Annotated in this window: 15 protein-coding genes; 11 read left to right on the forward strand and 4 right to left on the reverse strand. The window is 72.9% G+C overall.

Annotated elements, in window-relative coordinates:
• Window positions 1-543 precede the first annotated feature (543 nt).
• The 6 genes from GPA10_RS28455 to GPA10_RS28480 all read left to right on the forward strand — a co-directional run bounded on the left by GPA10_RS28455 (window position 544) and on the right by GPA10_RS28480 (window position 18,486).
• Window positions 544-7,095, forward strand: coding sequence for a type I polyketide synthase (locus GPA10_RS28455; protein WP_157168076.1), 6,552 nt, complete (start codon window positions 544-546; stop codon window positions 7,093-7,095).
• A gap of 129 nt (window positions 7,096-7,224) precedes the next feature.
• Window positions 7,225-14,568: an amino acid adenylation domain-containing protein gene (locus GPA10_RS28460; RefSeq protein ID WP_157168002.1), complete on the forward strand. Its 7,344-nt coding sequence runs from the start codon at window positions 7,225-7,227 to the stop codon at window positions 14,566-14,568.
• Window positions 14,565-15,809 carry an FAD-dependent monooxygenase gene (locus tag GPA10_RS28465; RefSeq protein ID WP_343041415.1) on the forward strand — a complete coding sequence of 415 codons (1,245 nt, stop codon included), beginning with the start codon at window positions 14,565-14,567 and terminating at the stop codon, window positions 15,807-15,809. Before GPA10_RS28460 ends, GPA10_RS28465 begins: the two co-directional genes overlap by 4 nt.
• Entirely contained in the window at window positions 15,806-16,048 is a 243-nt protein-coding gene (locus GPA10_RS28470) for a DUF6228 family protein (protein ID WP_157168003.1), read from the forward strand. The genes GPA10_RS28465 and GPA10_RS28470 overlap by 4 nt, the downstream gene beginning before the upstream one ends.
• A gap of 218 nt (window positions 16,049-16,266) precedes the next feature.
• The gene (locus GPA10_RS28475) at window positions 16,267-17,580 is read left to right on the forward strand and encodes an FG-GAP-like repeat-containing protein (RefSeq protein ID WP_157168004.1); all 1,314 of its coding nucleotides are present in this window, start codon (window positions 16,267-16,269) and stop codon (window positions 17,578-17,580) included.
• A 216-nt stretch (window positions 17,581-17,796) separates the two neighbouring features.
• The gene (locus GPA10_RS28480; protein WP_157168005.1) at window positions 17,797-18,486 is read left to right on the forward strand and encodes a dihydrofolate reductase family protein; all 690 of its coding nucleotides are present in this window, start codon (window positions 17,797-17,799) and stop codon (window positions 18,484-18,486) included.
• On the opposite strand, the gene GPA10_RS28485 is transcribed toward GPA10_RS28480, so the two are convergent.
• The gene (locus GPA10_RS28485) at window positions 18,466-19,302 is read right to left on the reverse strand and encodes a LysR family transcriptional regulator (protein WP_157168078.1); all 837 of its coding nucleotides are present in this window, start codon (window positions 19,300-19,302) and stop codon (window positions 18,466-18,468) included. The two genes, GPA10_RS28480 and GPA10_RS28485, sit on opposite strands and share 21 nt — an antisense overlap.
• A gap of 162 nt (window positions 19,303-19,464) precedes the next feature.
• Between GPA10_RS28485 and GPA10_RS28490 the strand changes: the two genes are divergently transcribed.
• Window positions 19,465-20,160, forward strand: a complete 696-nt coding sequence (locus tag GPA10_RS28490) for an SDR family NAD(P)-dependent oxidoreductase (RefSeq protein WP_157168006.1) — start codon at window positions 19,465-19,467, stop codon at window positions 20,158-20,160.
• Window positions 20,161-20,194: 34 nt separating this feature from the next.
• Here GPA10_RS28490 and GPA10_RS28495 read toward each other — a convergent pair whose 3' ends face one another.
• Both GPA10_RS28495 and GPA10_RS28500 read right to left on the reverse strand, forming a co-directional pair.
• Entirely contained in the window at window positions 20,195-20,911 is a 717-nt protein-coding gene (locus GPA10_RS28495; protein ID WP_246259953.1) for a DUF6292 family protein, read from the reverse strand.
• An 82-nt stretch (window positions 20,912-20,993) separates the two neighbouring features.
• Complete coding sequence (locus GPA10_RS28500; RefSeq protein ID WP_157168007.1) at window positions 20,994-21,737, reverse strand: FG-GAP repeat domain-containing protein; 744 nt, start codon at window positions 21,735-21,737, stop codon at window positions 20,994-20,996.
• Between the two features lie 404 nt (window positions 21,738-22,141).
• Here GPA10_RS28500 and GPA10_RS28505 point away from each other — a divergent pair, with 404 nt between their 5' ends.
• The gene (locus tag GPA10_RS28505) at window positions 22,142-22,729 is read left to right on the forward strand and encodes a DUF2975 domain-containing protein (RefSeq protein WP_343041416.1); all 588 of its coding nucleotides are present in this window, start codon (window positions 22,142-22,144) and stop codon (window positions 22,727-22,729) included.
• Window positions 22,729-22,971, forward strand: a complete 243-nt coding sequence (locus GPA10_RS28510; protein ID WP_157168008.1) for a helix-turn-helix domain-containing protein — start codon at window positions 22,729-22,731, stop codon at window positions 22,969-22,971. The genes GPA10_RS28505 and GPA10_RS28510 overlap by 1 nt, the downstream gene beginning before the upstream one ends.
• A gap of 44 nt (window positions 22,972-23,015) precedes the next feature.
• Here GPA10_RS28510 and GPA10_RS28515 read toward each other — a convergent pair whose 3' ends face one another.
• The gene (locus GPA10_RS28515; protein ID WP_343041417.1) at window positions 23,016-24,152 is read right to left on the reverse strand and encodes a PQQ-dependent sugar dehydrogenase; all 1,137 of its coding nucleotides are present in this window, start codon (window positions 24,150-24,152) and stop codon (window positions 23,016-23,018) included.
• Between the two features lie 331 nt (window positions 24,153-24,483).
• Here GPA10_RS28515 and GPA10_RS28520 point away from each other — a divergent pair, with 331 nt between their 5' ends.
• Both GPA10_RS28520 and GPA10_RS28525 read left to right on the forward strand, forming a co-directional pair.
• The gene (locus GPA10_RS28520; protein ID WP_157168010.1) at window positions 24,484-25,017 is read left to right on the forward strand and encodes a response regulator; all 534 of its coding nucleotides are present in this window, start codon (window positions 24,484-24,486) and stop codon (window positions 25,015-25,017) included.
• Window positions 25,018-25,840: 823 nt separating this feature from the next.
• The gene (locus tag GPA10_RS28525) at window positions 25,841-26,653 is read left to right on the forward strand and encodes a hypothetical protein (RefSeq protein WP_157168011.1); all 813 of its coding nucleotides are present in this window, start codon (window positions 25,841-25,843) and stop codon (window positions 26,651-26,653) included.
• Window positions 26,654-26,657 lie beyond the last annotated feature (4 nt).

The raw sequence follows: 26,657 nt of genomic DNA on the forward strand, positions 1-26,657 counted from the left end.
GAGCGGTGCACGTACGGCACGGACAGGGACGCGTACAGAACGGGCGGGGGCGGAGAGCAAACGGAACGGGCGAGTCGGATTCGCTTGCGCCTCCCGCAATTACCGTAGGGGATCGCGGAACCCGATTGCGGACGCACAGAGAACGCCCGGCACCGCGAAGTCCGCACGGCCGATCCGGGCCGGCCATTCGCTGCCCGTTCGTTGCCCGTACGTCGCCTCTCCGCTGCCCATTCGGTGCCCGTTCTCCAGCCTTCCTCAGCCCGTTCTCCGTCCGTTCGCTCCAGGCCGAGGACACCGTCGCCGCTATTAACCGGCACCGGTCCCGACAAACAGGCGCGGCGACACCGGTTCGCCGAGTGCGGAGCGACACTTTCCGTTTCCAGCCGCCACAGCGGCTTTCCGGGCGCCTCACGGGAGCCCTTCCCGCACCGGTCCGACCGGGAAAACGAAGACCCTCTTCCCATACACCGAATCGCGGTCTTGTATTACACTCCGCATATCTTGCCACCGGTGGGACAACAGGAAAAGGACAAGAATATATCTATGCCCGATAATACAAATGCCATTGCTGTCGTCGGAATGTCGGGGCGATTTGCCGGTGCGCCCGACGCCGAGAGTCTATGGACGCTCATGATGGAACGCGGGGAGTCCGTCCGGCCTGTGCCCGCAGACCGCTGGGACACCGGACGCGTGCTGGACCCCGGCAAGGACGTGCAGGCCGTCGGCGGTTTCCTCGACGGCGTCGACCAGTTCGACGCGGGCTTCTTCGGGATCTCCCCGAGGGAGGCGGCCGACATGGACCCCCAGCAGCGATTACTGCTGGAAACGGCCTGGCGTGCCGTGGAGGACGCCGGACAGCGCCCCGCCGACCTCGCGGGCTCCCGTACCGGTGTCTACGTCGGGGCGTCGTGGCACGACTACGAACTCCTGCGCAAGGAACGCGGAACCGCGCCCAGCCAGCACGGCATCGTCGGTGGCGCCCTCGACGTGCTCGCCTCCCGGATCAGCTACTTCCTGCGGCTGCGCGGCCCGAGTCTCACGGTCGAATCCGGCTGCTCCTCCTCCCTCGTCGCCCTGCACCTGGCCGTGCAGGCGCTGCGCCAGGGCGAGATCGGCGCCGCGGTCGTCGGCGCGGCCAACCTGATACTCACGCCCGACACGTCCGTCGGGCTCACCCACTTCGGCGCCCTGTCGCCCGACGGCCGCTGTTCCGCGTTCGCCGCCTCCGCCAACGGCTTCGTCCGTGCCGAGGGCGTGGCCGCCGTCTGCCTCAAGACCCTGGACCGCGCCCTCGCGGACGGCGACCGCATCCACGGAGTCGTCCTGCGCACGGCGGTGAACAACGACGGCGGGGGCGACAGCCTCGTCACACCCGACACCCACGCCCAGGAGGAACTCCTGCGCGACGTCTACGGCGACGGCCCCGGCGCCGTCCCCGCGGACTCCGTCTCCTACATAGAGGCCCATGGAACGGGCACCGGACGCGGCGACCCCGCCGAGGCCACCGCGATCGGCCGGGCCGTGGGCAGGCACCGCACGAGCGGCCCCCTGCCGATCGGTTCGGTCAAGACCAACGTCGGGCATCTGGAGGCCGCCGCGGGCATGGGCGGCCTCTTCAAGGTGCTCCTCGCCCTGCGGCACCGGGTCGTGCCACCGAGCCTGCACGCCGAGACGCTGAACCCCGGCATCCCCTTCGACGACCTGAACGTACGGGTGCTGCGCGAGCCGCTCGAGCTGCCCCGGACCGGGCCCGTCCGGCTCGGCGTCAGCTCCTTCGGCTGGGGCGGCACCAACGCCCACGCCGTCGTGGCCGCTCCCCCGGAGCCGGCCCGCCCCGCCGGCACCGAGGTCGCCGCGCCGACCGCCGCCCCGCCCGCGGGGGACGGCCACCGCCCGCCCACCGGCCTGCCCGTCCTCGTCCCGCTGTCCGCGCAGTCGCCCTCGGTACTCGCCGAGCGCGCCGCCCAACTGCGGGAGCACGCACCGCGGACCGAGAAGGACGTCGAGGAGCTGGCAGGGACCCTGGCCTGGCGCCGCGGCCACCTCCCGGTGCGAGCTGCGCTGCTCGCGACCACCCCCGACGCGCTGTCCCGGGCTCTCACCGAGGTGTCCGAGCGCCCCGAGGACGCCGGGGACGCCGGGGACAGGAACGTGGTGACGGGAACGGCCGTCGCCCGGGGACGCACCGCGTTCGTCTTCCCCGGGCAGGGCTCCCAGTGGAGCGGCATGGGCCAGGACCTGTACCGGGACAGCCCGTTGTTCGCCGATGTCGTCGACCGCTGCGTCGAGGCGCTGCGCCCGCATCTGGCCTGGGACCCGCTGGACGTCTTCACGGGCAAGTCCGGCGACGCGTGGCTGGAGCGGGTCGACGCCGTCCAGCCCGTCCTGTGGGCGATGTCCCTGGGGCTCGCGGAGCTGTGGCGGGCCTCCGGTGTCACCCCCGACGTGGTCGTCGGCCACAGCCAGGGCGAGATCGCCGCCGCCACGCTCGCCGGGATCCTGTCGTACGAGGACGGCGCGCTCGTCGTGGCACGGCGCAGCGCGATCGTCCGCCGGACCTGCGGACGCGGCCGGATGCTGGCCGTGGACCTCGACCGCGACGCCGCCCTGGCCGCGGTCGCGCCCCTCGGGGGCAGGGTCGCGCTCGCGGCGCACAACGGGCCGACGTCCTGTGTCCTGTCCGGGGACACCGACGCCGTTCTCGCGCTCAAGGACACCATGGAGGCGGACGGGACGTACTGCAGGCTCGTCCAGGTCGACTACGCCTCGCACAGCCCGCAGATGGCCGATCTGCGCGAGGACCTCATGACCGCGCTCGCGCCCGCCGCTCCCGGCCCCGGCACGCTCGAACTGTTCTCGACCGTGCGCGGGGAACTCCTCGACGGCGGCGCCATGGACGCCGCCTACTGGGTGGAGAACCTGTGCGGCTCCGTGCTGTTCGCGGACTCCGTCACCCGGTGCCTCGGCAACGATGTCAGCCACCTCGTGGAGATCAGCCCCCATCCGGTCCTGACCCCGGCCGTCGAGCAACTCGTCGCGGAACACGGCAGGCCCGCGGCGGCCCTCGCCACGCTGCGCCGGGGCGAGGGCGGCCCCGACGCGTTCGCCCGCGCGCTGGCACGCGGCTACGCGGCGGGCCTCGAACCCTTCGGCGGCCTGCCCCGGTGCTCCCCCGTACCGCTGCCCGCCCATCCGCTGCGGCCGGAGCGCCACTGGCTGCCCGACGGCACGGCGCCGTCCCGGTCCGGCGCGGTCCAGGGGCTCGACGTCGCCCTCGCCCCCTCCCCCGGCGAGCGGGACGTGTGGCACGGCACCACGGACATCGCGGTGGGCGACCTGCCGTGGCTCGCCGACCACCGCGTGCACGGCACCGCCGTGCTGCCGGGCACCGCCACCCTGGCGCTCGCCCTGAACACCGCGCGGGCCAGGACCGGTTCCCTGCCGCGCGCGCTGCACGACATCACGCTCAGCGCGGCGGTCGCGTTCGGCGAGGGCCCCGAGCAGCTCGCTGTCGAGTGGCGCGACGACATCGGCGAGGGCGGCAGCTTCCGCCTCCTGTCGCTGCCGGAGGGCGGCGACGCCTGGACCGAGCACGCCACGGCACGCGCCGACTACCGGGGCGTCGCCGAGGACGTGCCCGGCTTTCCCGCGTGGCTCGACGCGGCGCGGGCCGAGGAGCCCGGACCGTTCTACGAGGCGTGCGCGCGCCGGGGGCTCGGCTACGGTCCCGCGTTCCGCTGCCTGCGGTCCCTGTACCAGGGGCCCGACCACGGTTCCGCGTACGAGTCCGCGCACGAGTCCGACCGGGGTCCCGGGCGGCGTGAGGCGGTGGGCGAGGCGGTGCTCGACGGCGCGCTGCTGCCCGGGGCGCGACGGCATCTGCTGCATCCGGCACTGTGGGACGGGGCCCTCCAGGTCTCGCTCGCGGTGTTCGGGCAGGGCGGCTCCGGAGACGCGGGAGACGCAGTGGGCACCGCGGGCACTTCCGGTGCCTCGGACACCGCGGCCGTGGCGGACACCGCCCTCGTGCCCGTCGCCGTACGCCGGATCCGGGTGCCCGAGCGGCCCGACGCGGCGCCGGTCGACCGGGTGTGGTCCCATGCCGTGCGGCATCCGGACGACACCGTGGACGTACGTGTCTTCGACGGCGAGCGCCGCCTGGTCCTCGCCGTGGAGGGGCTGCGCCTCGCGCCGCTTGCCGGGAACGCCGGGGACGGAGCGGTGGACGCGGCGCGGCTGCACCAGATGCGGTGGACGGACGTGACCGGGGCGGACCGCGCCCCCGACGCGCCCGCCGGTCGCGGCCGGTGGGCCGTCTGCGGCGACCCGGGCGGCCTCGCGGAGTCCCTCGCCGACGCCCTCGCGGCCTCGGGCGCCGAGGTGACCCGCGTCCCCGCGCCGAAGCCGAAGCAGACCGGCGCACCCGCACCCGCATCAGCAACCCCGCCCTCGCCCTCGCCCTCGACGGCGTCAGCATCAGCACCGGCACCGGCACCGGCACCAAGTGGTCTGACCGGAGCCGCAGGCGTCGTCTTCGTCGCGCCCCCGGCCGCCGCGGGCCTGACGGCGCAGCGGCAGGGACTCGACGCGCTCACCGGCCTCGTCCGCGCCTGCGCGGACGAGGCCGACGCGCCGCGCCTCGCCGTGGTCACACCCCTGGCCCAGGCGGCCGCCACCGGTGACCGGCCCGACCCCGGGGCGGCCCTCTACTGGGGCTACGCCCGGGTCCTGCGGCGCGAGCACGGCGAGTTGGAGCCGCGCGTCGTCGACGTGGACCCCGCCGACGAGGGCTGGGCCGCGGCCTGCGCCGCGGAGGTCCTCGGCGCGGACCGCGAGGACCAGGTCGCCCTGCGCGGGGGCAAGCGCCTGGCCGCACGGCTCACCCACGTCGGCGCCCTCGGTGACGCCGCCTCCGGGGACGCCGCCGGCTTCGGGGACGGGGAGTCGCGGAGCACCCGCCGCCCGCCGCTGCGCCCGGCGCGGCTGCCGTTCCGGATCGCCTCCACGCGGCCGGGCCTGTGGGAAGGAGTGACGTCGTTGCCGTCGGCAGGCGTCCCGCCCGGCCCCGGGGAGATCGAGGTCGAGGTCAGCGCGGCCGCGCTGAACTTCATCGACGTGATGAAGGCGCTCGGCACCTACCCGGACCCGGCGGGCGGCGCCCGGCTGCTCGGCGGGGAGTGCGCGGGCCGGGTCGTCACCGTCGGTCCCGGCGTGACAGGACACCGGTTGGGGGACCGGGTGGTGGCGTGTGCGTTCGGCTCCCTCGCCAGCCATGTGACGGTACGCGCCGAGCACGCCCTGCCGGTTCCGGCGGGGCTCGGGGACGCGGACGCCGCCGCCCTGCCGCTGGCCATGGCCACCGCGTGGTACGGGCTCGCCGAACTCGCCCGCCTGGAACGGGACGAGACGGTGCTGATCCACTCGGCCGCCGGGGGCGTCGGGCTCGCCGCCGTCCAGGTCGCGCGGCTCCTCGGCGCCCGGGTCGTCGCCACCGCCGGGAGCGAGGCCAAGCGCCGCCGTCTCCGGAGCCTCGGCGTCATCGACGTGTTCGACTCGCGGGACCTCGGCTGGGTGGCCGCGGTACGCGCCGCCACCGGCGGCCGTGGCGTGGACGTCGTCCTCAACTCCCTGACCGGGGCGGCCATCGAGGCCGGTCTGGACGTGCTCGCCGAGGACGGGCGCTTCGTCGAACTGGGCAAGAAGGACATCCACGGCGGTCGCCGCCTGTCCCTCGACGCCTTCCGCAAGGGCGTCAGCTTCGCCGCCGTCGACCTGGCGGGGCTGATGGAGCGCAGGCCGCGCCGGTTCGCGCGGATGTTCGCCGACGTCTGGGAGCACGTGACCGCGGGCAGGCTGACGCCGCTGCCCGTGCGCACCCACCCGTTCACGGAGGCCGCGACGGCGCTGCGCGAGATGTCCCGCGGCGAGCACATCGGCAAGTTCGCCCTCGTCGACCCGGGGAGCGTCGCGGCGGTGGCACCCGTACCGCTGCCGGACGGCCGGCTGCGGGCCGACGGCACGTATCTGGTCACCGGAGGCCTCGGAGCGCTCGGTCTCTCGCTGGCCCGGTTCCTGGCCGGCCGGGGCGCCGGCGCGCTCGCGCTCCTGGGCCGGTCCGCCGCCGCCCCGGAGGCCGAGCGGCAGCTGGCGGAGCTGCGGTCGGCCGGGACACGGGTCGAGGTGCTGCGGTGCGACGTCGGCGACGAGCGGGCCCTGGGCGCGGCGCTGGAGCGCGTACGGCGGGAGATGCCGCCGCTGCGGGGTGTCTTCCACGCGGCGGGTGTCCTCGCCGACGCCACGATCGACACCCTGACGCCGTCCGGGACCGCCGGTGTCGTGGCGCCCAAGGCGGTGGGCGCCCGCAACCTGGACGCGCTGACCGCGGACGACCCGCTCGACCTGTTCGTGCTGTTCTCCTCCGCCGCCGCCCTCGTCGGCAACGTGGGACAGGCCGCGTACGCCGCCGCCAACGCCTACCTCGACGCCCTGGCCGAGTCCCGCCGCGCCCGGGGTCTTCCCGCCCTGAGCGTGCAGTGGGGGCCGTTCAGCGACATCGGGCTCGCGGCGGCGGACGAGCGGCGCGGTGCCCGCCTCACGGAGCGCGGCATGGGCGGCTTCCCCGCCCACGAGGCCTGGTCCGCGCTCGCCCGGATGCTCGAACACGACGAACCGGTCGTCGGATATCTGCCGCTCGACCTGGAGCGGTGGTTCGACGCCTACCCCGACACCGCCGCGCTGCCGAGCTGGCAGTCGCTGCGCGCGGCGGTCGGCGGCGGTGCCGCGGCGGCGCCCGGCAGCGGTCTGCGCGCACGCCTGCTCGCCGCGGACCCGGACGCCAGAGCAGGCGTCGGCGAGGCGGCGGTGCGCGAGCTCGCCGGGCGCGTGCTGCGGCTCCCGCCGGAACGCGTCGGTATGGAAACGCCGTTCAAGGCGCTCGGCCTCGACTCACTGATGAGCCTGGAGCTGCGCAACCGTCTGGAGGCCGCGTTCGGCACCGCGATCTCCCCGACCCTGCTGTGGACCCACGGCACCGTACGGGCCCTGTCCGGGGCCCTCGTCGGCGAGCTGACGGCGGCACCGGCGCCCGCGAGCTGACCCTCGGCCCGCCCCGGTCCTGCGGCGGCACGTCCGCGCGCGGCCCGGGGCGGGTGTCCGCCACCGCCGCTGCGGCGTCACCGACACCACGGCTGCCACCACGGCCACCAGGCCCCTCCAGGAGAAGACATGTCCCATCCCACACGCCTGCCCCTGACCGCCTATCAGCGCGACATCTGGGCCGCGAGCGCCCTCGACGAGAGCCATCCGCAGTTCAACTGCGTGGTGCACGAACGCCTCACCGGAAGGATCGACGTCCCCGCCCTGCGGGCGTCCCTGGCCCGCGCGGTACGGCGCCACGACGCGTTCTCGCTGTCCTTCGACGCCGACGACGACGTCCCGTACCAGTGGCAGGATCCCGAAGTCGGCGCCGCCCCCGACAACGCGCTGGTCACCCTCGCGGATCTCAGCGACGAGGCCGACCCGCGCGCCGCCTGCGCGCAGTGGGTCGAGCGGGCGCTGGCCCGGCCGTTCCCGCTGCGCCGCAGCCGGATGTTCGACATCAGGCTGCTCAGGGAGGGGCCCGGCGCCGTCCATCTGGTCGTGCGCGCCCACCACATCGTCACCGACGGCTACGGCATCTTCCACTTCACCGAGCAGGTCTTCGAGGACTACGCACGGGTCAAGGCGGGCGCCGAACCCCTCGCCGGGACCGCGCCCTCGTACGCGGACTTCGTCGCCGAGGAGGCCCGGTACACCGCGTCGCCCCAGTTCCGGCAGGACCAGGACTTCCACCGCCGGGCGCTCGGCGACGTCGAACCCGCCCTCTTCACGCGGGCCACCGGCCCCGCGGCCGACGGCCCCGCGACGGGGCGGTACTCGTTCACCGTCGACAGCTCCCTCGTCCGGCGCCTGCGCGAGCAGGAACGGCTGGTGTTCCCCGTCGTCGCCGCCGCGTTCGCCACGTACCTCGGGCGCGTCCACCGGGCCCGCGAGGTGGTGATCGGCATCCCCATGCTCAACCGCAGGTCCGGCGAGGAGCTCGCGACCGTCGGCCACTTCGCCAACATCCTTCCCCTGCGGCTGCCGACCGACGGGTCGGTGACGATGCGCCGGCTCGGTGCGGCCGTCGAGAGCGGCAGCGAGGATCTGCGGCGCCACGAACGCCTGGCGCTCGGCGACGTGCTCCGGGCGCTGCCGCGCGACAGCGGCGGCGCGCCCCGGCTCTTCGACGTGACGCTGTCCTATCTGCCGATGCCGCCCGGTCCCACCGTCGCCGGACTCACCCGCGAGACCAGGGGCGCGGCCCCCGCCCACGCGCAGGACGCCGTCGCCGTCCACGTCCTGCACACCCGGGGCACCGACGACGTACGGATCACCCTCGTCCACGCGCGTGACGTCTGCGACGAGGACTTCCCCGTCCGGGCGCTCGCCGACCACGTCACGGCCCTGATCCGGGGCGCGGTCGAGGAGCCCGACCGGCCGATCGGGTCCCTGCCCATGCTGGGCGCCGCCGAGCGCCGCAAGCTGGAGGCCGCCGCGCGCGGCCCCCGGGTGTCCCACCCGGAACTGCGCACCCTGCACAGCCTGTTCGAGGAGCAGGCCGCGCGCACTCCGGACCGCCGGGCGGTGCTCGCGGGCACCACGTCCGGCGGGCCCGGTGGCGGTGCGTCCGGCGTCGGCTCGCTGACCTTCGGCGCGCTGGACGCCGCGGCCGACCGGGTCGCCCACGCCCTGCGGGCCGCCGGCGTCGGCGCGGACGACCGGGTCGCGGTCCTCCTGGAGCGCGGCCCGCTGACGCCGGTGGCCGTCCTGGGGGTGCTCAAGGCCGGTGCCGCCTATGTGCCGGTCGACCCGGGCCACCCGCCCGCCCGGATCGCTTTCGTGCTCCGGGACAGCCGTGCCGAGGCCGTCCTGGTGGGGCCCGGCTCACCGGTCGTGGACGGCATGGGCCCCGCCGAGGTGCTGCGCGTCGACGAGTTGCTGCGCTCCGAGGAGGCGCCGCACGCCCCGGCCGCCGTCCCACCGGAATCCTGCGCCACCTCCCGCGACCTCGCCTACGTCATCTACACCTCCGGCTCGACGGGCACGCCCAAGGGCGTCATGGTCGAGCACCGGTCCGTGGTCAACCGCCTGGCGTGGATGCAGCGCGCCTACCCCATCGGCGCGGACGACGTGATCCTGCACAAGACGCCGATCGCGTTCGACGTGTCGGTGTGGGAGCTGTTCTGGTGGGCCGTCGAGGGCGCCGCGGTCGCGCCCGCGCCGGTCGGCGCGGAGAAGGACCCTGCGGCACTGGCCCGCACCGTCGCCGGACACGGGGTGACCGTCGCGCACTTCGTCCCCTCGATGCTCGGCCCGTTCCTCGATCTCCTGGAGGAATCCCCGCAGGCACGCGCCGAGGTCCGTTCGCTGCGGTACGTCTTCTGCAGCGGCGAGGCCCTGCCCCCGGCGCACGTCGACCGGTTCAACCGGATCTTCGGTGCCGACGGCGCCGAGCGGCCCGCGCCGAAGCTGGTGAACCTCTACGGTCCGACCGAGGCCACCGTCGACGTCTCCTGGTACGACTGCCCCGCCGACCCCGGTCGGCCCGTACGGAGGGTGCCCATCGGCCGGCCGATCGACAACACCGACCTGTACGTACTCGGTGCGCACGAGGACGAGCCGCAGCCGTTCGGAGTGCCCGGCGAGCTGTGTGTCGCGGGCGTCGGAGTGGCCCGCGGCTATCTGAACCGCCCCGAGCTGACGCGGGAGAAGTTCACCGCGCGTCCGTCGGTCCCCGGCGGGCGTCTCTACCGCACCGGCGACCTCGCCCGCGTGCTCGCCGACGGCACGATCGAGTACCTCGGCCGGATCGACGGACAGGTCAAGATCCGGGGCAACCGCATCGAGCTCGGCGAGGTGGAGCACCACCTGTCCACCGCCCCCGGTGTGCGCGGCGCCGTCGTCGACAGTACGACGTCGGCGCTCGGCACCCGGCTGGTCGGCTACTACCTCGCCGACGAGCCCGTCGACGACGCCGCGCTGCGCGCCCATCTCGCCCGCGGTCTGCCGGACTTCATGATCCCGGCGTACCTGGTGCGCGTCGACCACATCCCGCTCACCCCCAACGGCAAGACCGACCGGCGTGCCCTGCCCGCCCCCGACATCGCGCACGGCGCCTCCGGGGGGCCGTCCGCCCCGCCCCGCGACGCCACCGAGGCGACGCTCGTCTCCGTGTGGTCCGAGGTCCTCGGGCAGCGCGAGGTCGGGATCCACGACGACTACTACGCGCTCGGCGGCGACTCGCTCCTGACCATCCGGATCCAGGCCAGGGCCGCGCGGCTCGGCGTCCACTTCGCCCCGAACGACCTCGTCCAGCACCCGACCGTGGCCGCCCTGGCCGTCCACTGCACCGGCGGGCCGCGCGAACCGGCCCCCGACCTGGCGCCGTTCGCCCTGGTGCCGGAGGAGATACGGGACTCGCTGCTGCGGTCGGGGAACGTCGAGGACGCGTTCCCCCTGACCCGCCTCCAGCTCGGGCTGATCTACCACAGCGACGCCCAGGAAGGGTCCGCCGTCTACCACGACGTCTTCCACTACTCCTTCCGGCTGCCCTGGGCCGAGGACTCCTTCAGGTCGGCGTTCGACCAGCTCGTCGCCCGCCACCCCGCGCTGCGTTCCTCCCTCGACCTCGGCGGGCACGCCGAACCCCTCCAGGTCGTCCACCGGCAGGTGACCGGCGGCCTCACCGTCGTCGACCAGCGCGGCATGCCGCGGGCGGACGCGGACGCCGCCGTCGACGCGTACATCGAGCAACAGCGCCACCTCTGCTACGACTTGTCGGCGGCTCCGCTGTGCCACTTCCGCGTCCACGTCCGTGCGGACACCGTGGAGCTGGTCCTCGGCTTCCACCACGCCCTCCTCGACGGCGGCAGCGTCGCGAGCCTGCTGCGCGAACTCCTCGACGGACATCTGCGCGGCCTGGGCGAGAACACGGACCCCGCGCCCACCGACGTACCGCCCTCACCCGCCCACCACGTCCGCGCCGAACGCGCCGCGCTGGAGTCGCCGGACGACCGGCGTCACTGGAAGGAACGCCTCGACGGCGCGCGCGGGGCGCAGCTCGACGGCTTCCGGTCCGCCGCGCCGGTGACGGGTCCCGCGGGCTTCGTCACCCACAGGGCCGCCCTGCCGGACGGAGTCGAACACCGCCTCCGCGCGTTCTCGCGCGCCCACGCCGTCCCGGTGAAGTCCGTGCTGTTCGCCGCGCACTGCCTGACACTGCGGCTGTTCTCCGGACAGCACGACCTGACCACGGGCCTGCTCACCCACGGCCGCCCCGAGCGCGCCGACGGCGACCGCACCGCCGGGCTCTTCGTCAACACCATCCCCGTCCGGATGAACGACACCGCAGGCACCTGGCTCGCCGTGGTCCGCGAGGCCCACCGCGAGGAGCGGCGCAGCCATCCGCACCGGCGCTATCCGCTCAGCGCCATCCAGGAGGACTCCCCGCGGGGTCCCGTCGTGCGGACCGCGTTCAACTACGTCAACTTCCACATCCTCGCCCCTGTCCTCGACCACCCGTCCGTCGCCCTGCTGTCGCTGCGCACCTTCGAGGAGACCGACTTCCAGCTCCTCGTCAACGCCGTCACCGACCCGGGCGACGGTGGTCTGTGGCTGCGGATCGACGGTGACGGCCGCACCTTCACCGCCGAGCAGGCCGAACTGGTGGGCCGCGCCTACACCGCGATCCTCACCCGCCTCCTCGACCGCCCGGAGGAGCCCGCCGACCTCGGCTTCCTCGCCACCACGGGTCCGCTCGCCGCGCCGCCCGCGGTACGCGTCGCCGCCGCGCCGGAGGCGCCCGCGGACGTCGTACGGCTCTTCGCGCGGCAGGCCGCCCGCACACCGGACGCGGTCGCCCTCGTGCAGGGGACCCGGCGGTGGACCTACCGGGAGCTCGACCGGGCGGCGGAGCGGATCGCCGGGCGGCTGCTCGGCCTCGGCGCCGGTCCGGGGGCCCGTGTCGGCATCGCCATGGACCGGGCCCCGGAGACGGTGGCGGTGATCCTCGCGGTCGCCAGGGCGGGCGCCGCCTGTGTGCCGCTGGACACCGGCTATCCGGCGGAGCGGATCGCCTCGATGCTGGATCAGGCGCGGCCGGTCCTCGTGGTGGCCCACCGCGACCACGCCCCGCTGGTCGGCGGCCCGGCGGAAGTCGCGCTCGCGGAGGACCTGTTGGCGCAGGACGACCGCGAGACCGCCGGAGCGGAGACAGCGGAGCGAGCGGAGGCCCCCGGCCCGGACCCGGACAGCACCGCCTACATCCTGTTCACCTCCGGCTCCACCGGCCGCCCCAAGGGCGTGGTGATGCCCCACCGCTCCCTCGCCGCGCTGGTGGCCTGGCAGAACCGCAGGCCCAGCGGGGCCGTCGGCGGCACCACGGTGAGCTACGCGCCGCTCAGCTTCGACGTCTCGTTCCAGGAGACCTTCTCCACGCTCTGCTCCGGCGGCACCCTCGTCCTCGCCACCGAGGCCGAACGCCGCGACATGCCCGCCCTGCTGCGCCTGATCGACCGGCACGGCGTCGAGCGGATCTTCCTGCCCTACGTCGCCCTCCAGCAGTTCGCCGAGGCCGCGTGCGCGCTGGGTCCGGTGCCCCGGCGGCTGCGGACCCTGGTCTCCTCGGGCGAGCAGCTGCGGGTGAGTGAGGAGATCCGGCGGCTGTGCGCCCTGCTGCCGGGCGTGGTCCTGGAGAACCAGTACGGCCCGACCGAGACGCACGTCGTCACCAGCTTCACCATGAGCGGCGACCCGGCGGCCTTCCCACCGCTGCCGCCGGTCGGCACCCCCGTCGACGGTGCGGAGGTCCACGTGCTCGACGCGGGGATGCGGCCGGTGCCGGACGGCGTCAAGGGGGAGATCCACCTCGGAGGGAGCTGCCTGGCCGACGGCTACACGGGAGCGCCCGAACTGACCGCGGAGCGGTTCGTCCCCCATCCGGCGGGCGGCGGGCGGCGCCTGTACCGCACCGGTGACCTCGGCTACCGCCTGCCGGGCGGTGACATCGTGTACGCGGGGCGCGCCGACAGCCAGGTCAAGATACGGGGCTTCCGTGTCGAGCCCGCCGAGGTGGAACTGGCCGTCGCCCGCCTCGCGGCCCCCTCCACCGGCGTCCGCGAGGTCGCGGTGGTGGACCGGCGGCGCGGCACCGACTCCTTCCTCGCCGCGTTCCTCGTGGGCGACGGCACCCCGGCCGACCTCGGGGCGCTGAGGGACCGGCTGCGGGCGGCCCTGCCGGAGCACCTGGTGCCCTCCCACATCCAGTGGCTGCCCGGGATGCCGCTGACGCCCAGCGGCAAGCGCGACGACGCCGCGCTGCGCCGGACGGAACTGACGACGGCGTCCCCCCGCACGGGCGTCGCGGCCCGGGACCCGTACGAGCGGACACTGGTGGAAGTGTTCGCGGAACTCCTCGGCGTCCCCGCACCGGGCGTGCACGACAACCTCTTCGAACTCGGCGGCACCTCGATCACCGCGATGCACCTGGTCATGCTTGTCGAGCAGCGCCTCGGCGTCCGCCTGCCGCTGTCCGCCCTCGTCGCGGCCCCCACCCCCGCCGCCATCGCGGAGCGCCTGCGCCCGGCGGCCGCCGCGCCCGACTCCCGCGACGTCCTCGTGCCCTTCCGCAGGGACGGCGGACGGCCGCCGGTCTTCTTCGTCCACCCGCTGGGCGGCAATGTCCTCTGCTATCTGACGCTGGCCCGTCACCTCCCCGCCGACCAGCCGTTCTACGGGATCCAGGCGGCGGGGTTCGATCCGGACACCGAGCCGCACCGTTCGATCCCGGAGATGGCCGCCGCGTACGTCGAGGCCGTCCGGCGGGTGCGGCCCGACGGTCCGTACGTCATCGGCGGCTGGTCGTTCGGCGGCTTCGTCGCCTTCGAGATGACGCGGCTGCTGCGCCGGGCGGGGCAGGAGGTGCTGCCCCCGATCCTCCTCGACACGGTGGCGCTCAGCCCGGACGCGCCCCGGAACGTCACCGACACCTCCCTGTTCCACTTCTTCTTCTGGGAGCTGCTGTGGGCCGACGGGGGCAGCGAGATCCGCGTCGAGGAACTCTCCCGCGAGATCGGCTCCGAGGAGGAGGTGTTCCGGCGCGCGGCCGAGATCGCCGAGCGCAACGGGATCCTGCCGCCCGGCGACTCCCACGACGCGGTGCGCCGTCTCTACGACGTGTTCCGCGCCAACTACGAGGCGCTGATGAACGAGAGCGGCGAGGTCGACGACCAGGACCTCGTCCTGCTGCACGCCCAGGGCGCCCTGCCCGACGTGCTCAAGCCCCTGCACGAGGGAGCGGGCTCGCTGCACGGCGACCCCACCAACGGCTGGCGCACCAGGACGACCGGGGCCATCGAGGTCGTCGACGTCCCCGGTGACCATCTCCAGGTCGTGGAGGAGCCGTACGTGAAGTACGTGGCGGAACAGATCACCCGACTGGTGCCGGCGACCCCGCCGAACACCGGACACGGACCCCGAGGAGAGCGGTGACCACGAACATGAGCGGCGCGGACGAAGCGAACGGCACCCCGGGTGGCGCGCGCGGCAGGACGGCGATCGTCGCAGGTGCGGGGATCGGCGGTCTCGCGGCCGCGGTCACGCTGCGCCGCGTCGGGGTCGAGGTGACGGTCCACGAGCGGGCTGCCGCGCTGCGCCCGGCGGGCACGGCCCTGTCCGTCATGAGCAACTCCCTCACGGCCCTCGCCACCCTCGGCATCGACCTGGGTCTGGCGGAGCGCGGCCGCGTCATCGAGACCGCGGAGCTGATGACCAGCACGGGCGGCCTCATCAGGAAGATGCCCTACCGGGACCTCTCCGCGCGCCTCGGCGCCCCGAGCGTGTGCGTCTCCCGCAGCGCACTCCAGTCGGCCCTCCTCGACGCGGCCGGTGACTGCCCGATCCACCTGGGCTCGGCCGTCACGGGCTACGAGCTCGAACCGGACGGCGTACGCGTCCGCTTCGAGGACGGCGAGGAGGCCCGCGCCGACCTGCTCGTCGGCGCCGACGGCATCCACTCGGCCGTGCGCGCGCAACTGGCGGGCCCGGAACAGCTCCGGGAGGCGGGCTACTTGTGCTGGCTCGCCGTCACCCCCTTCCGGCACCCGCGCCTCACGCCGGGCTTCAACGGCCACTACTGGGGCCGCGGGCAGCGCTTCGGACTCCACGACATCGGCCAGGGGCACGCCTACTGGTGGGGCACGCGCAACATGTCCCCCGAGTCGGCCCGTACCTGGAAGGGCGGCAGACAGGACGTGGCCCGTGCCTTCGACGGCTGGGCGGAGGTGATCGGCGAGGTGATCAGGGCCACCCCCGAGGAGGCCGTCCACGCCGTCCCCGCACAGGACCGGCCGTTCCTGGAACGCTGGGGCGAGGGCCGGGTGACCCTCCTCGGGGACGCCGCCCACCCCATGCTGACCGCCCTCGCCCAGGGCGGCAGCACGGCCATCGAGGACGCCGTGGTCCTGGCCCACAGCTGCGCCGCGGCCTTTGACCCGGCAGCGGGCCTGCGCGCCTACGAACAGGCCCGCCGCGCCCGCACCAAGTGGCTGGTCGACAACTCGTACTCCCTGAGCAGGAGCGAACAGGAGGACCGCCCCCTTATGACGGCCCTGCGCAACACCTTGATGCGCTACGCGCCGACGCCCTTGCTGATGCGCCCCTTCGAGAAGGCGATGACGTACACGTCGCCCGACTTCGCCGCCCGGAGCGCGGAGCCTCCCGCGCGACTGTGAGCGACTTCGCGGTGCGGGGTTCCGAGGGCAGTTGTTCCGGGACCCCGCACCGCGGGTCTTCCCGGAGCAGTGTCGGAACCACTGCGCGGACCTGGGACGGCGACCGTCTCGACGGCTTCATCGGCTCGCTCGCCGAGGACTTCCGCGGCTGGGAGGGGCAACGTACCTGGCACTCGCTGTCGTACGACCTGACGCTCGCGGCCGAGCACCGTGCGGGTGGTCATGTACATCTCACCTAGGGGCGCGCTACGGCTCGGCGCGTCACGCGGGCCGAGCGGGGGCTTTCGGCGTGCCGGAGGGGGACTTGAGGCCGTGCGGAGGCGGGGCGCCGGCCATGGGCACGGGTGCTTCAATTCCCCCGGCCCGGCCCAGCGGGGGCGGGGCCGGTACGGGTGGGCCTCGGAGGTGCTTCATGGTGGTGTGCGGGCCGTTACGGCGGTACGGGAGAGCGTGGGCGGTGCTGGCCGCGTCGGTGGTGGGTCTGGCCGGGGTGGCGGCTGTGCCGGCGGGGCGGGCGGTGGCTGCCGCGCCCTCCGGCATCAACGTCATCGCGGTGCACAGCGGCAAGTGCGTGGCGGTCGAGGGCTCGTCGCAGCTTCCTGGCGCCCCGGTCGTCCAGGCCGAGTGCGCCGGGCAGGGAGGCGCCACGTGGACGCTGCGGCCCGCCTCGTCGGGTGGCGGGGCGGTGAACCTGGTGAACGCGCTCAGCGGCCTGTGCCTGGAGCTCGGGAGTGTCTCCGGGACCGTGCGGGCGCGGCAGGCCGAGTGCGGCGGACAGGAGGCAGCGGACTTCCGCTTCGAGGACCGGGGCACGTTCGCGTGGATCCAGCCGTCGGCCGGCACACCGGCCCAGTGCGTCGAGGTCGTGGGGGCTTCGCACATCCATGGCGCTCCGCTCGGGCTCACCGACTGCCACGGCCGGACGGGCACGGCCTTCCGTCAGCGTCAGCCCCAGACCGGCAACGATCCGGTGGAGAGCCCGCAGGGTCCGGTGGTGTCGGTCGCCGACGTCGATGGTGACCGCAAGGGCGACCTGGTCGTCCTGGGGACCGAGGGCGTCGTGTCCGTCCGGCGGAACCTGGGCGGTCGTTTCGACAGCGGTGCGGCGTGGAGCAAGGGCTGGTCCAACTACCTCGGCAGGCCGGGCCAGGGGCGGCTGTACTTCGCCGACGTGACCGGCGACGGCAAGGCCGACATGGTCGTCCACGGCACCGACGGCGAAGTCAGCGTCCGCACCAACCTGGGCAACCACTTCGACGGCGGCACCGTGTGGAGCAGGAGCTGGTCCAACTACCTCGGCAGGCCGGGCCAGGGGCGGCTGTACTTCGCCGACGTGACCGGCGACGGCAAGGCCGACATGGTCGTCCACGGCACCGACGGCGAAGTGAGCATCCGCACCAACAAGGGCAACCACTTCGACGGCGGCACTCCCTGGAGCAACAACTGGTCCAACTTCCTCGGCCACCCCGGACAAGGACGGCTCTACTTCGCCGACATGACCGGCGACGCCAGAGCCGACATGGTCGTGCACGGCACCAACGGCGAAGTCAGCGTCCGCACCAACAAGGGCAACCACTTCGACGGCGGCACCGTGTGGAGCAGCAACTGGTCCAACTTCCTGGGCATGCCGGGGCAGGGGCGGCTGCACTTCGCCGATGTGCTGGGTGATGTGAAGGCCGATCTCGTGGTCCAGAGCGTCGAGGGCGCGGTCGGCGGCCGTACGAACCTGGGCGGGCGTTTCGACGGCGGGACACCGATGGGTGACATCTGAGGGTGGCTTCTCGTCCGGGGCCGCGGCGCTCGGCTCGCCGTGCGAGGGCCTCGTCGCCGGCCCCCGCGCGATCCGCGATGAGTTTCGCGGCCGTGATCGGTCTCATGCCCACGGACTCCGGAAGACCCACGGACACCGGAAGACCCACGGACTCCGGAAGTTCCACGGACACCGGCAGGAAGACCCACGGACACCGGCAGAAGGAAGAGACCGATCATGCCCAACGGCCAGACCCCGCACAGCGGCACCACCTCCGCGGACCCCCACGCGGCCGCCCCTGCGGCCGTCCCTCCGGCCGTCCCCGGCTCGTCCCCGTCGGACACGGAACGGCAGACCGCCTCAGGAAAGGTGCTCTGGCACTTCACGATGTCGCTCGACGGCTTCGTGGCGGGCCCCGACCACTCGATGGACTGGCTGTCGGGGTTCTCGTTCCGGCCCGGACTCGTCGAGGAGTACACCGGATCGACCGGCGCCGTGCTGGGCGGCCGGGACGGCTGGGACGCCTTCCCCGACCCCGGCAACCTCTACGGAGGCGACTGGCAGGGCCCGGTGTTCGTCCTGACCAGCCACCCGGAGGACGCGGAGGCCGTCGGCGACGTGACCTTCCTGAACTGCGACGTGGCCGAGGCGGCCCGGATCGCGCTGCGGGCGGCCGGCGGCAAGAACCTGGAGGTCCTGTCTCCCACCATCGGACGGCAGCTCCTCGAACGGGGGCTGATCGACGAGATCGACCTGCACATCGCGCCGGTGCTGCTGGGCGACGGGATCCGCCTGTTCGACAACCCGGGCGGGGCCCCCGTCCGCCTCGGCCTCCGCGGCGGGGCGGACCCCGCGGCCGTGGTGAACGTGCGCTACCGGCCGATCCGGGCGGCCGGGGAAGCGGAGTCAGGCACCGACCGGTCCTGACGGCCGCGCGTCCCGGCGCAGCGTCGAGGCGGCGACGTCCAGGAAGTCCCGTACGGGGCCCGCGCAGGCGTTCTCCGGCACCGCCAGGCAGGTCTCGACGGGCAGGGCGTCGGTGACGGGAAGATGGACGAGGTCGGAGCGGGAGTAGGAGCCCGCGACGCTGAGAGGGACGAGTGCCAGGCCCTGCCCGGCGGCGATGAGCTCGAACTTCTCGTCGAGCGACGACGTCCGCCGCGTCCTGACGTCGAGGATCTCCTCACCGTCGAGATCGGCCGACGTGAGGGCGTGCCGGCCCGCGAGCGGATGCGACACGGGCAGGCACGCCACCTTCGTCTCGTGGCCGACGGGAACGGTACGCAGCCCCGAGTCCTCGAAGGGACGCCGCAGGAAGCCGACGTGCGCGCGGCCGTCGCGCAGCGGCGCGTCCTGCTCCCACCAGCGCAGCGGGAAGACATCGATCTCGACCTCCGGGTGCTCCGCCGCGTACACCCGGATCGCTTCCGACACGTGCAGGCCCGGCGAGAAGGCGACGACGAGGCGCTGCTCGCCGCGCTCCGCCTCGTGCACGCGCCGCAGGGCCGCGGTCACCACCGTGGTGATGCTCCGCGCCTCCTCGTACAACCGCTGCCCCGCCGGGGTCAGTTCGACGCTGCGCGTGGTCCGCTCGAACAGCCGGCACCCCAGCTCCTGCTCGAACGCGCGGATCTGCCGGCTGAGGACCGGCTGCGCGATGAACAGCGTCTGTGCCGCCCGGCCGAAGTGCCGGTGCTCGGCCACCGCGACGAAGTAGCGGAGCTTCCGCAGATCCAGGTCCAGATCCATGCCTCGACGGTATCAATGTGATCGGAAGAGTATTGGACGCCCGGTCGGGGGCGCCCGGAGACTTGGCTGTCGATCGAGAGCACCCGACTCGAACACTCGGTCAAGGGTGCTCGTCCCATGAATCGACCAGGGTGCTCGACCCACGAGAGGAACGACATGACCGACCACCACGGGACCGCCCTCGTCGTCGGCGCCTCCAGGACCATCGGCCTCGGCCTCGCCGGCGAGTTCCTGCGCCGCGGCTGGGACGTGATCGGCACGGTGCGCGGCAGCCGGCGCACCGGCCTGCACGACCTGGCCGACGCCTCGGCGGGCCGGCTGACCGTCGAGTCGCTGGAGATGACCGAGCCCGAGCAGATCTCGGCCCTGCGCGACCGGTTGGCGTCGCGCACCCTCGACCTGCTCTTCGTCAACGCCGCCATCACCCGCGGGGACGTCCCGATCGGCGAGGTCCCGACGGTCATGTTCACCGACGTCATGGTGACCAACGCCCTCAGCCCGATGCGTGTCGTCCACACCCTCCTGCCGCTGGTCGACCCGGCGGGGACCGTCGGTGTCATGTCCTCGGACCAGGGCAGCATCTCGTTGAACACCGAGGGCGGCCAGGACCTCTACCGGGCGAGCAAGTCCGCCCTCAACCAGCTGATGCGCTGCTACGCCGCCGCCCGCGCCGAGGACACCCGGACCTATCTGCTCCTGGACCCGGGCTGGGTGCGCACGGAACTCGGCGGCTTCGAGGCCGACCTCGCGGTGGAGGAGAGCGTCCCCGGTGTCGCGGAGACCATCGAGCGCCACCGGGGGAAGCGCGGTCTGCACTTCGTGGACCACGAGGGACAGGTCGTGGCCTGGTAGGCACCGGCCCCCAGGAGGGACCGGCGGCCGCCGCTCAGCCGAACCTGCCCGCCGAGGCCCGGTGGAACGTCTTGGGCCGCCGGGACCCGCGCCGGCGGTCGGTCAGCGCCGCAAGCAGCTCGGCGGGGTCGGGCCGCCGGTCCTCGCTGAGGTAGCGGATGCCGTCGCCCGTCGGCGGGGCGCCGGTCCCCGTGCCGATCGGATCCCGCCGGCAGACGGCCGTCCGCCATCCGTAGCGCTCGTCCCAGACCAGGGCGGGCGTGCCGGACCCGTTCAGGAGGACCGCCGCGGCGAGCGCGTCGCCGTCCAGGTGCTGTACGTGGATGTCCTGCTCGTCGGCGAGACCGGCGTCGACCAGGATGTCGGCGACGCGCCGCAGATAGGGCCTGATCCGTCGGGTGCGCATCTCGACCGCGGCGCAGACCAGGGCCGTGCGCCGCGCCGCCACCGGGTAGCCGAGACGCGTGGCCGCCTCGTGGGGGCTCAGGGTCGGTTCCCTCTGCAGCAGGTCGGCGATGCGCTCGCCGCGCAGCCGCGTCAGGGCTCGGGCGGCCGCGTCGTGGGAGAGGCCGACGAGCTCCTGCACCGTCGCGAGTGTCACCTCCGGATCCTCGTCGAGCAGCTCGGCCACTCCTGGGGCAGCACCGTCCCGGGTCCTGTCGGCACGGCAGGGGCCGGTGCCCGCGCCCGTGGCGGAGGCCGGCTCGTCGATGTTCCTGGTGCGCTTGCGGCGTTCGGCGCAGATCATCATCTGTTGCTCCTGGTCGGTGTGGGGGACGCGGCGCGTGGGCCGCGCCGGGCGCCGCCGGTCCTCCGGCGGCGCCCGGTCGTCATCAGGAGCAGGGCTTGTAGAAGTGCTTCCACCCGCTGGTGGGCATCGACGGCGGCTCGGCGGGGGTGCCGCTCGCGCCGTACCTCTGCTGCTGCTCGTAGCTGTACTCGCCGGGTCCGCTGCCCGGCTTCGTCAGGCGCACGGACCGCTCCCAGACGCCGTCACCGTCGTTGTTGAGGATCGCGAGGTCCGGGTACGCGTCGTTGCCGTAGTTGGCGACACGGAGCTGCTTGGCCTCGCCGTGGTCGCCGATGTCGGAGTGGCGGGCGTGGGCGGAGCTCAGGTTCGAGCGCTTCAGGGGGCCGGGGCGGTACTGCGCGACGCGGGCCTTGTTGGGGTCGTCCCCGCCGGACGGCTCGACGATGTTGACGACGATGTCGAGGGTGCCGTCCTTCTGGAAGTCGGCGACCGCGGCGGTCGCGACCTCACCGGTCCTCTTGCCGATCAGCTTGCTGACGGAAGTCTTGGCGCCGAACGAGCCGCTCGCGGTCCCCCACTGGACGGTCGTACTGAGCCCGGTGTGCCCGGGGTTCGAGATCTTGTCCGGGCGGCCGTCGCCGTCGAGGTCGCCGATCAGCGTGGTGGCGCCGGCCAGACACGGGGCGGCCGCGGCGGCCTTGCCGGACCGGTGCCCGCCGGTCGCGTCCGACGAGCCGGACGCGTTGGCCTGGTATCCGGCGACGGTCAGGGTCAGGGCGACGGCCGCGACCGGCGCGGCCATCAGACGTGAACGCTTGCGAAGCATCTGCGAACTCCTCGTTTCTTTGCTGCCCGGTCGTGCTCCAGGTCCGGCCCTCTCGCCGCGCCGCACGAAGTGACGTTCTCGGTGCGGGGCGTGGGGATCTTTCGGACGAGCACGACTCCACCCTGCGGCGGGACCCGTCCCAGCCGCCACGAAAGCCGGACAGTTCGGGACGCTGGAACGCGAGAACGCTCCTTGACCTGCGGGAACATAAGAAGCCTGGAACGGCCGGGTGGAACGCGCCCGAGCCGCGAAAGCGCCCGTGAGGCGCCCCGGGAGGCACGCGACACCCGCGAGCGGACTGTCGGGCACCGGTCGAGACAGCCGCGCCGACCGGCCGGGACTTGTCGATTATCGATACGTTGCCCTACGCTCCAGCATATCGAAAAACGATAGGAAGGCACGCGGTGAACACACGACTCACGAAGGTCCTCGCCTCGATCACCTTTGCACTGGCGATGGTCTGCGGGCTTGCGTTCGTCGGCAAGGGGGTCATACGCATGCTCGACGACGGGGCGATCTGCGCGCAGACGGGCTTCTGGGCGAACGCCTCTCTGGCCCCCGACAGCCTGCCGGTCGCCGAGGGCGTTAAGGCGTCGAGCAGCGCCGCGCGGCTGTGCCAGGACGCTCCCTCGGTGGGGCAGCGGGCGGCCGACCTCGGGGGCGAACTGCCCTGGCTGCTCTTCGCGTGCCTCGCCCTGCTGCTGTTCTCCCGGCTGCTCGACACCGTCCTGCTGAAGGGCCCGTTCACCGACGCGGTCTCCCAGCGGCTCACGGTGCTCGGCTGGTTCGTCACCGCGGGCACCCCGCTGGCCGGTCTCGTCGTGGGCTGGTCGCACTCCTGGCTCGTCGACAGCATGGCGCCCGTGGTGGGCTCCGGGCCGACGGTCACCGGACCGCAGGTGCTCATCCTGGCCGGTCTCGCCGCGGTGATCATGGGGAAGATCATGCGCGAGGGCGTGCGCATGCGAGAGGACCTCGAAGGGACCATCTGATGCCGGAGGAGGAGCCACACTCGATCCGGATCCACCTCGACCGGGTCCTCGCGGAGCGCGGTATGACGCTCACCGAGCTGTCCGAGCAGGTGGGCATCACCGTGGTCAACCTGTCCGTGCTCAAGAACGGGCGGGCCAGGGCCATCCGGTTCTCCACGCTGTCGAGGATCTGCGACGTCCTGCGGTGCCAGCCGGGAGACCTGATCACCCACGAGCCCACCGACCCCACCGAGCCGGCCTGACAGGCCGGTCCGGCGGGGCGGTGAGCGGTATCAGCCGACGGGCGTCACGCCGGATCGATGCGGTAGACGCTGCCGCCGATGTCGAGGACGTACAGCTCGTTCCTGGATCCCTGGATGAACGAGATGACCTCGCCGCCGCTGACCTGGAGGTCGCTGACGCCCGTCACCTTGCCGTTCTTCAGCTTCAGCGCCCGGACGGTGCCGTCGCAGTAGTCGCTGTACACGTACTGGCCCCTGAGGGCCGGGATGGCCTTGCCGCGGTAGACGTATCCACCGGTCACCGAGCAGCCCAGGCCGTTGCGGTCGTACTCGAACACCGGCGGCACATGGTTCTCGGGCTCGGTGGCGTCCCGGAAGGGATGGTTGCCCTCCATCCGGGACCAGCCGTAGTTCTCGCCGCCCTTGCTCTTGGCCGACGCCCAGTCGATCTCCTCCCAGGCACTCTGGCCGACGTCACCGATCAACAGGTCACCGGTGCCCGCGTCGAAGGAGAACCGCCAGGGATTGCGCAGCCCGTACGACCAGATCTCGCCCTTCGCCTTCGCGTCGCCGACGAACGGGTTGTCCTTCGGGATCGCGTACGGCTTGCCGCCCCGCGGGTCGATCCGGACCAGCTTGCCGAGCAGCGTGTCGAGGTTCTGCCCGTTGCCGTGCGGGTCGCCGCCCGCGCCGCCGTCGCCGAACGCGATGTAGAGGTAGCCGTCGGGGCCGAACTTGATGTCGCCGCCGTTGTGGTTCGAGTACGGCTGCGTCTGCGTGAGCACCGTACGGCGGGTCTCCGTCCGGATCTTTCCGTGCCGCACGGCGAACTCGTCGATGGTGCTGGTGCCTTCGAGGTTCGTGAACGAGATGTACAGGTGCGCGAACTTCTTGTCGAACGCGATGCCCAGCAGGCCGCGCTCGCCGTCGGTGGTGGTCTCGGCGGAGATGTCGAGGACCGGCTCACTGAGTCCGCGCGCGCTCAACACCCTGACGGTGCCCGCGCGTTCGGCGACCCACACGGTGCCGCCGGGACCGGCGGCGCCCGCGATCGGGTTCTTGGCCGTGGCCACCTTCTTGAGCTGGACCTTGGGGGTGTCTCGCGGGGCGGGGGACTCGTCGGCCGATGCCGTGGTCAGGGCGAGGGAGGCAGTCAGGCAGAGCGCGCCTACGATCGCCGAGCTTCTGGTGCGAACGTTCACCGTGATCCTCCTGGAGGCGGCGAAGGGAAAGGTCACCCGGCTGCTCGGGACAGAGGTGGAGGGGGTGTCGTCCGCGCCGGCACGCAACCTGGGTGGGGGGGATGGTGTGCTACTGGCTGCGGATGAGAATACTGGGACATGCGTGCCTGGTATAGACCATGACTTCAACCAACTGCCGGGCACGAACGGCGCACACCGACACTTTCGGCCGCCGACCGTCATTTGCTGCCCGCATGTCCCGGCCACACTGTCGTGGCGTGACGGTGACGGATAGACTGAACGCGCACGGTCAGGCAGGCGGCCGCAGTGACCATCGAGTCCGAGGGGTTCCATGAGTGAACCGCTGAATGTCGCCTGGCCCGCCGACCCGCCCACCGCGCGGGTGTTACCGGCGACGCGCCCCGAGTCCCCACCCAGAGCCACCGGATCGGGCGCCGCCGAGGAGTACGGTCTGCTGCTCGTCGACGACCACGAGGACAACCTCTTCGCCCTGGAACAGGCCCTGGCGCCGCTGGGACGGCGGATGTTCCGGGCCGGCAGCGGCGAACAGGCGCTGCGCTGCGTATTGCGCGAGAAGATCGCGGTGGTGGTGATGGACCTGCTGCTGCCCGGCATGGACGGCTTGGAGACCGTGACGTATCTGCGCCGCCTGGAGCACACCCGGCTGCTGCCCGTGGTCCTGGTCACCGGTGTCGGGCGTGACGACGCCGTGGCCGAGCGGGCCTACCGGCTCGGCGTGGGCGGATTTCTGCTCAAGCCCATCGACCCGTGGTCGCTGCGCACCCATGTCCGCACGCTCGCCGAGCTCTATGTCCACGCCCGCCACCCCGGCACCGCCGGCACCGGCCCGCAGCCGGGTGGTTGAGTCGGTTCGACGGGCAGGTTCGATGTGAAGGTCTTCCGTGCGGGCGGAACGCTTTCTGTGAAGGTCTTTTATGACGTCTCTGTGAGATCGAGGCGGGTTCGCAGTGCGTTCGTGGCGCGTTCGCCGTGGGACATACTCACTCCCCGTCTCACTCCTTCGGCCTTTCACCTATGGCTGCACCCGAAGGGAAGAGAGCGGAAGTTCACTCTCGTGAGTGCTCCTCGGATCCAATCGACCGTTCCTTCCCGCCGGGTTCCACGCCGCCTCTTCCCACTTCGCGCAGGGGGTCCAAGTGCCTTGTTCCGATACCGATATGACGCCGTGCGGTGCAGTGAGCCGGTGCCTGTGAATGACGAAGTGCGGTGGCATCACCTGTGGGTACGTGCGGCGAACGCCCGTGTCACGGCCGGTGAGAGGCTCCGGACCAGTCTTGCGCTGGTCGAGGAGAACCATCGGCTCCTCGACGAGCACTATCGGCTCCGACGGCAGAGCCGCAGCGTGCTGCGGGGCACCGCGTCGAGCTGACAGGTGACGCGGAGAGACATCTCCACGGTCAATCCACGGCCGGAAATTGTGTGCTCGGCGGTCTCCGCCGACTCCCCCACATCACTCACCTGTGCCAAGGTAGGTACTTCAATGGGTGCAGCCGCAGTTGCTCACCGCCTGGCCGGGGCCACCTCATACGGGCAATCGGTACGCCAGGTTGTTGAGCAAGGGCTATTCTCAGCCACACGTACCAGCTGATCGAAACACGCATGTGGTGCGTCGCGGGCGTTCCCACTGTCCGCTGCCAAGGCCGAAGAACCGAGAAAGGGCCGACCTTATGACTGATTCCACGACCACCGCCACGGCACTGGCATCGCAGTACGCCGCGCAGGTCACCAGCGACCTCGAACGCAACGTCAAGGAGCAGGAACGTATCCGTGCGGAGATCGACACTCTTCAGGAGCAGCTGACCGCTCTGCTGCACGACCACACGGTGCTCACCAACATCGGTCAGGCGCTGGACACCCCGTCCGCGCCCGCCGAGTCGGGCCAGGCGACGAAGGACGCGGTGGTTCCCGCTCCCCGCAGCAAGGGCTCCGCCTCGTCCGGCAAGGCCAAGCAGCAGTCCGCGGCCAAGAAGACCGGCTCGACGCGGCGCCCGGCGGCCAAGAAGCAGGCGGGCAGGACCGCTCCCGCCAAGACCGCGACCACCAAGTCGGCGCCTGCCAAGTCGGCATCCACGAAGGCCACGACCGCCAAGGCGACCGCCACCAAGGCCACCGCGGCCAAGTCCGCCCCGGCCAAGTCCGCCCCGGCCAAGGCCACCGCCGCCAAGCCCACCGCCGCCAAGCCCGCCGAGACCACTCTCGTGGACCTCGTGCGCGGCCACCTCGCCGCGCAGTCCGAGCCGCGCTCCGCTGCCGAAGTCGCCACCGACCTCGGCAAGGCGCACCCCGAGCGCGGCATCAAGACCACCGTCGTGCGCACCACGCTCGAGAACCTGGTCGCCAAGAACCGCGCCCAGCGCAGCAAGCAGGGCACGTCGGTCTTCTACACGGCGCCCGACGACGCCCCCGCCGCCCAGGACAAGACTGACAAGGCCGACAAGCCCAAGGCCCAGGCCCAGACCAAGGCCGAGCCGAGCCAGTGATGTC

Source organism: Streptomyces typhae, from assembly GCF_009755605.1.
GTDB lineage: Bacteria > Actinomycetota > Actinomycetes > Streptomycetales > Streptomycetaceae > Streptomyces > Streptomyces typhae.

Bases quoted from the DNA above. Each gene is read 5' to 3' on its own strand.
- GPA10_RS28490 (WP_157168006.1), top strand. From the start codon at position 19,465: ATGACCGACCACCACGGGACCGCCCTCGTCGTCGGCGCCTCCAGGACC.
- GPA10_RS28480 (WP_157168005.1), top strand. From the start codon at position 17,797: ATGCCCAACGGCCAGACCCCGCACAGCGGCACCACCTCCGCGGACCCC.
- GPA10_RS28455 (WP_157168076.1), top strand. From the start codon at position 544: ATGCCCGATAATACAAATGCCATTGCTGTCGTCGGAATGTCGGGGCGA.
- GPA10_RS28510 (WP_157168008.1), top strand. From the start codon at position 22,729: ATGCCGGAGGAGGAGCCACACTCGATCCGGATCCACCTCGACCGGGTC.
- GPA10_RS28500 (WP_157168007.1), bottom strand. From the start codon at position 21,737: ATGCTTCGCAAGCGTTCACGTCTGATGGCCGCGCCGGTCGCGGCCGTC.
- GPA10_RS28495 (WP_246259953.1), bottom strand. From the start codon at position 20,911: ATGATGATCTGCGCCGAACGCCGCAAGCGCACCAGGAACATCGACGAG.
- GPA10_RS28520 (WP_157168010.1), top strand. From the start codon at position 24,484: ATGAGTGAACCGCTGAATGTCGCCTGGCCCGCCGACCCGCCCACCGCG.
- GPA10_RS28525 (WP_157168011.1), top strand. From the start codon at position 25,841: ATGACTGATTCCACGACCACCGCCACGGCACTGGCATCGCAGTACGCC.
- GPA10_RS28460 (WP_157168002.1), top strand. From the start codon at position 7,225: ATGTCCCATCCCACACGCCTGCCCCTGACCGCCTATCAGCGCGACATC.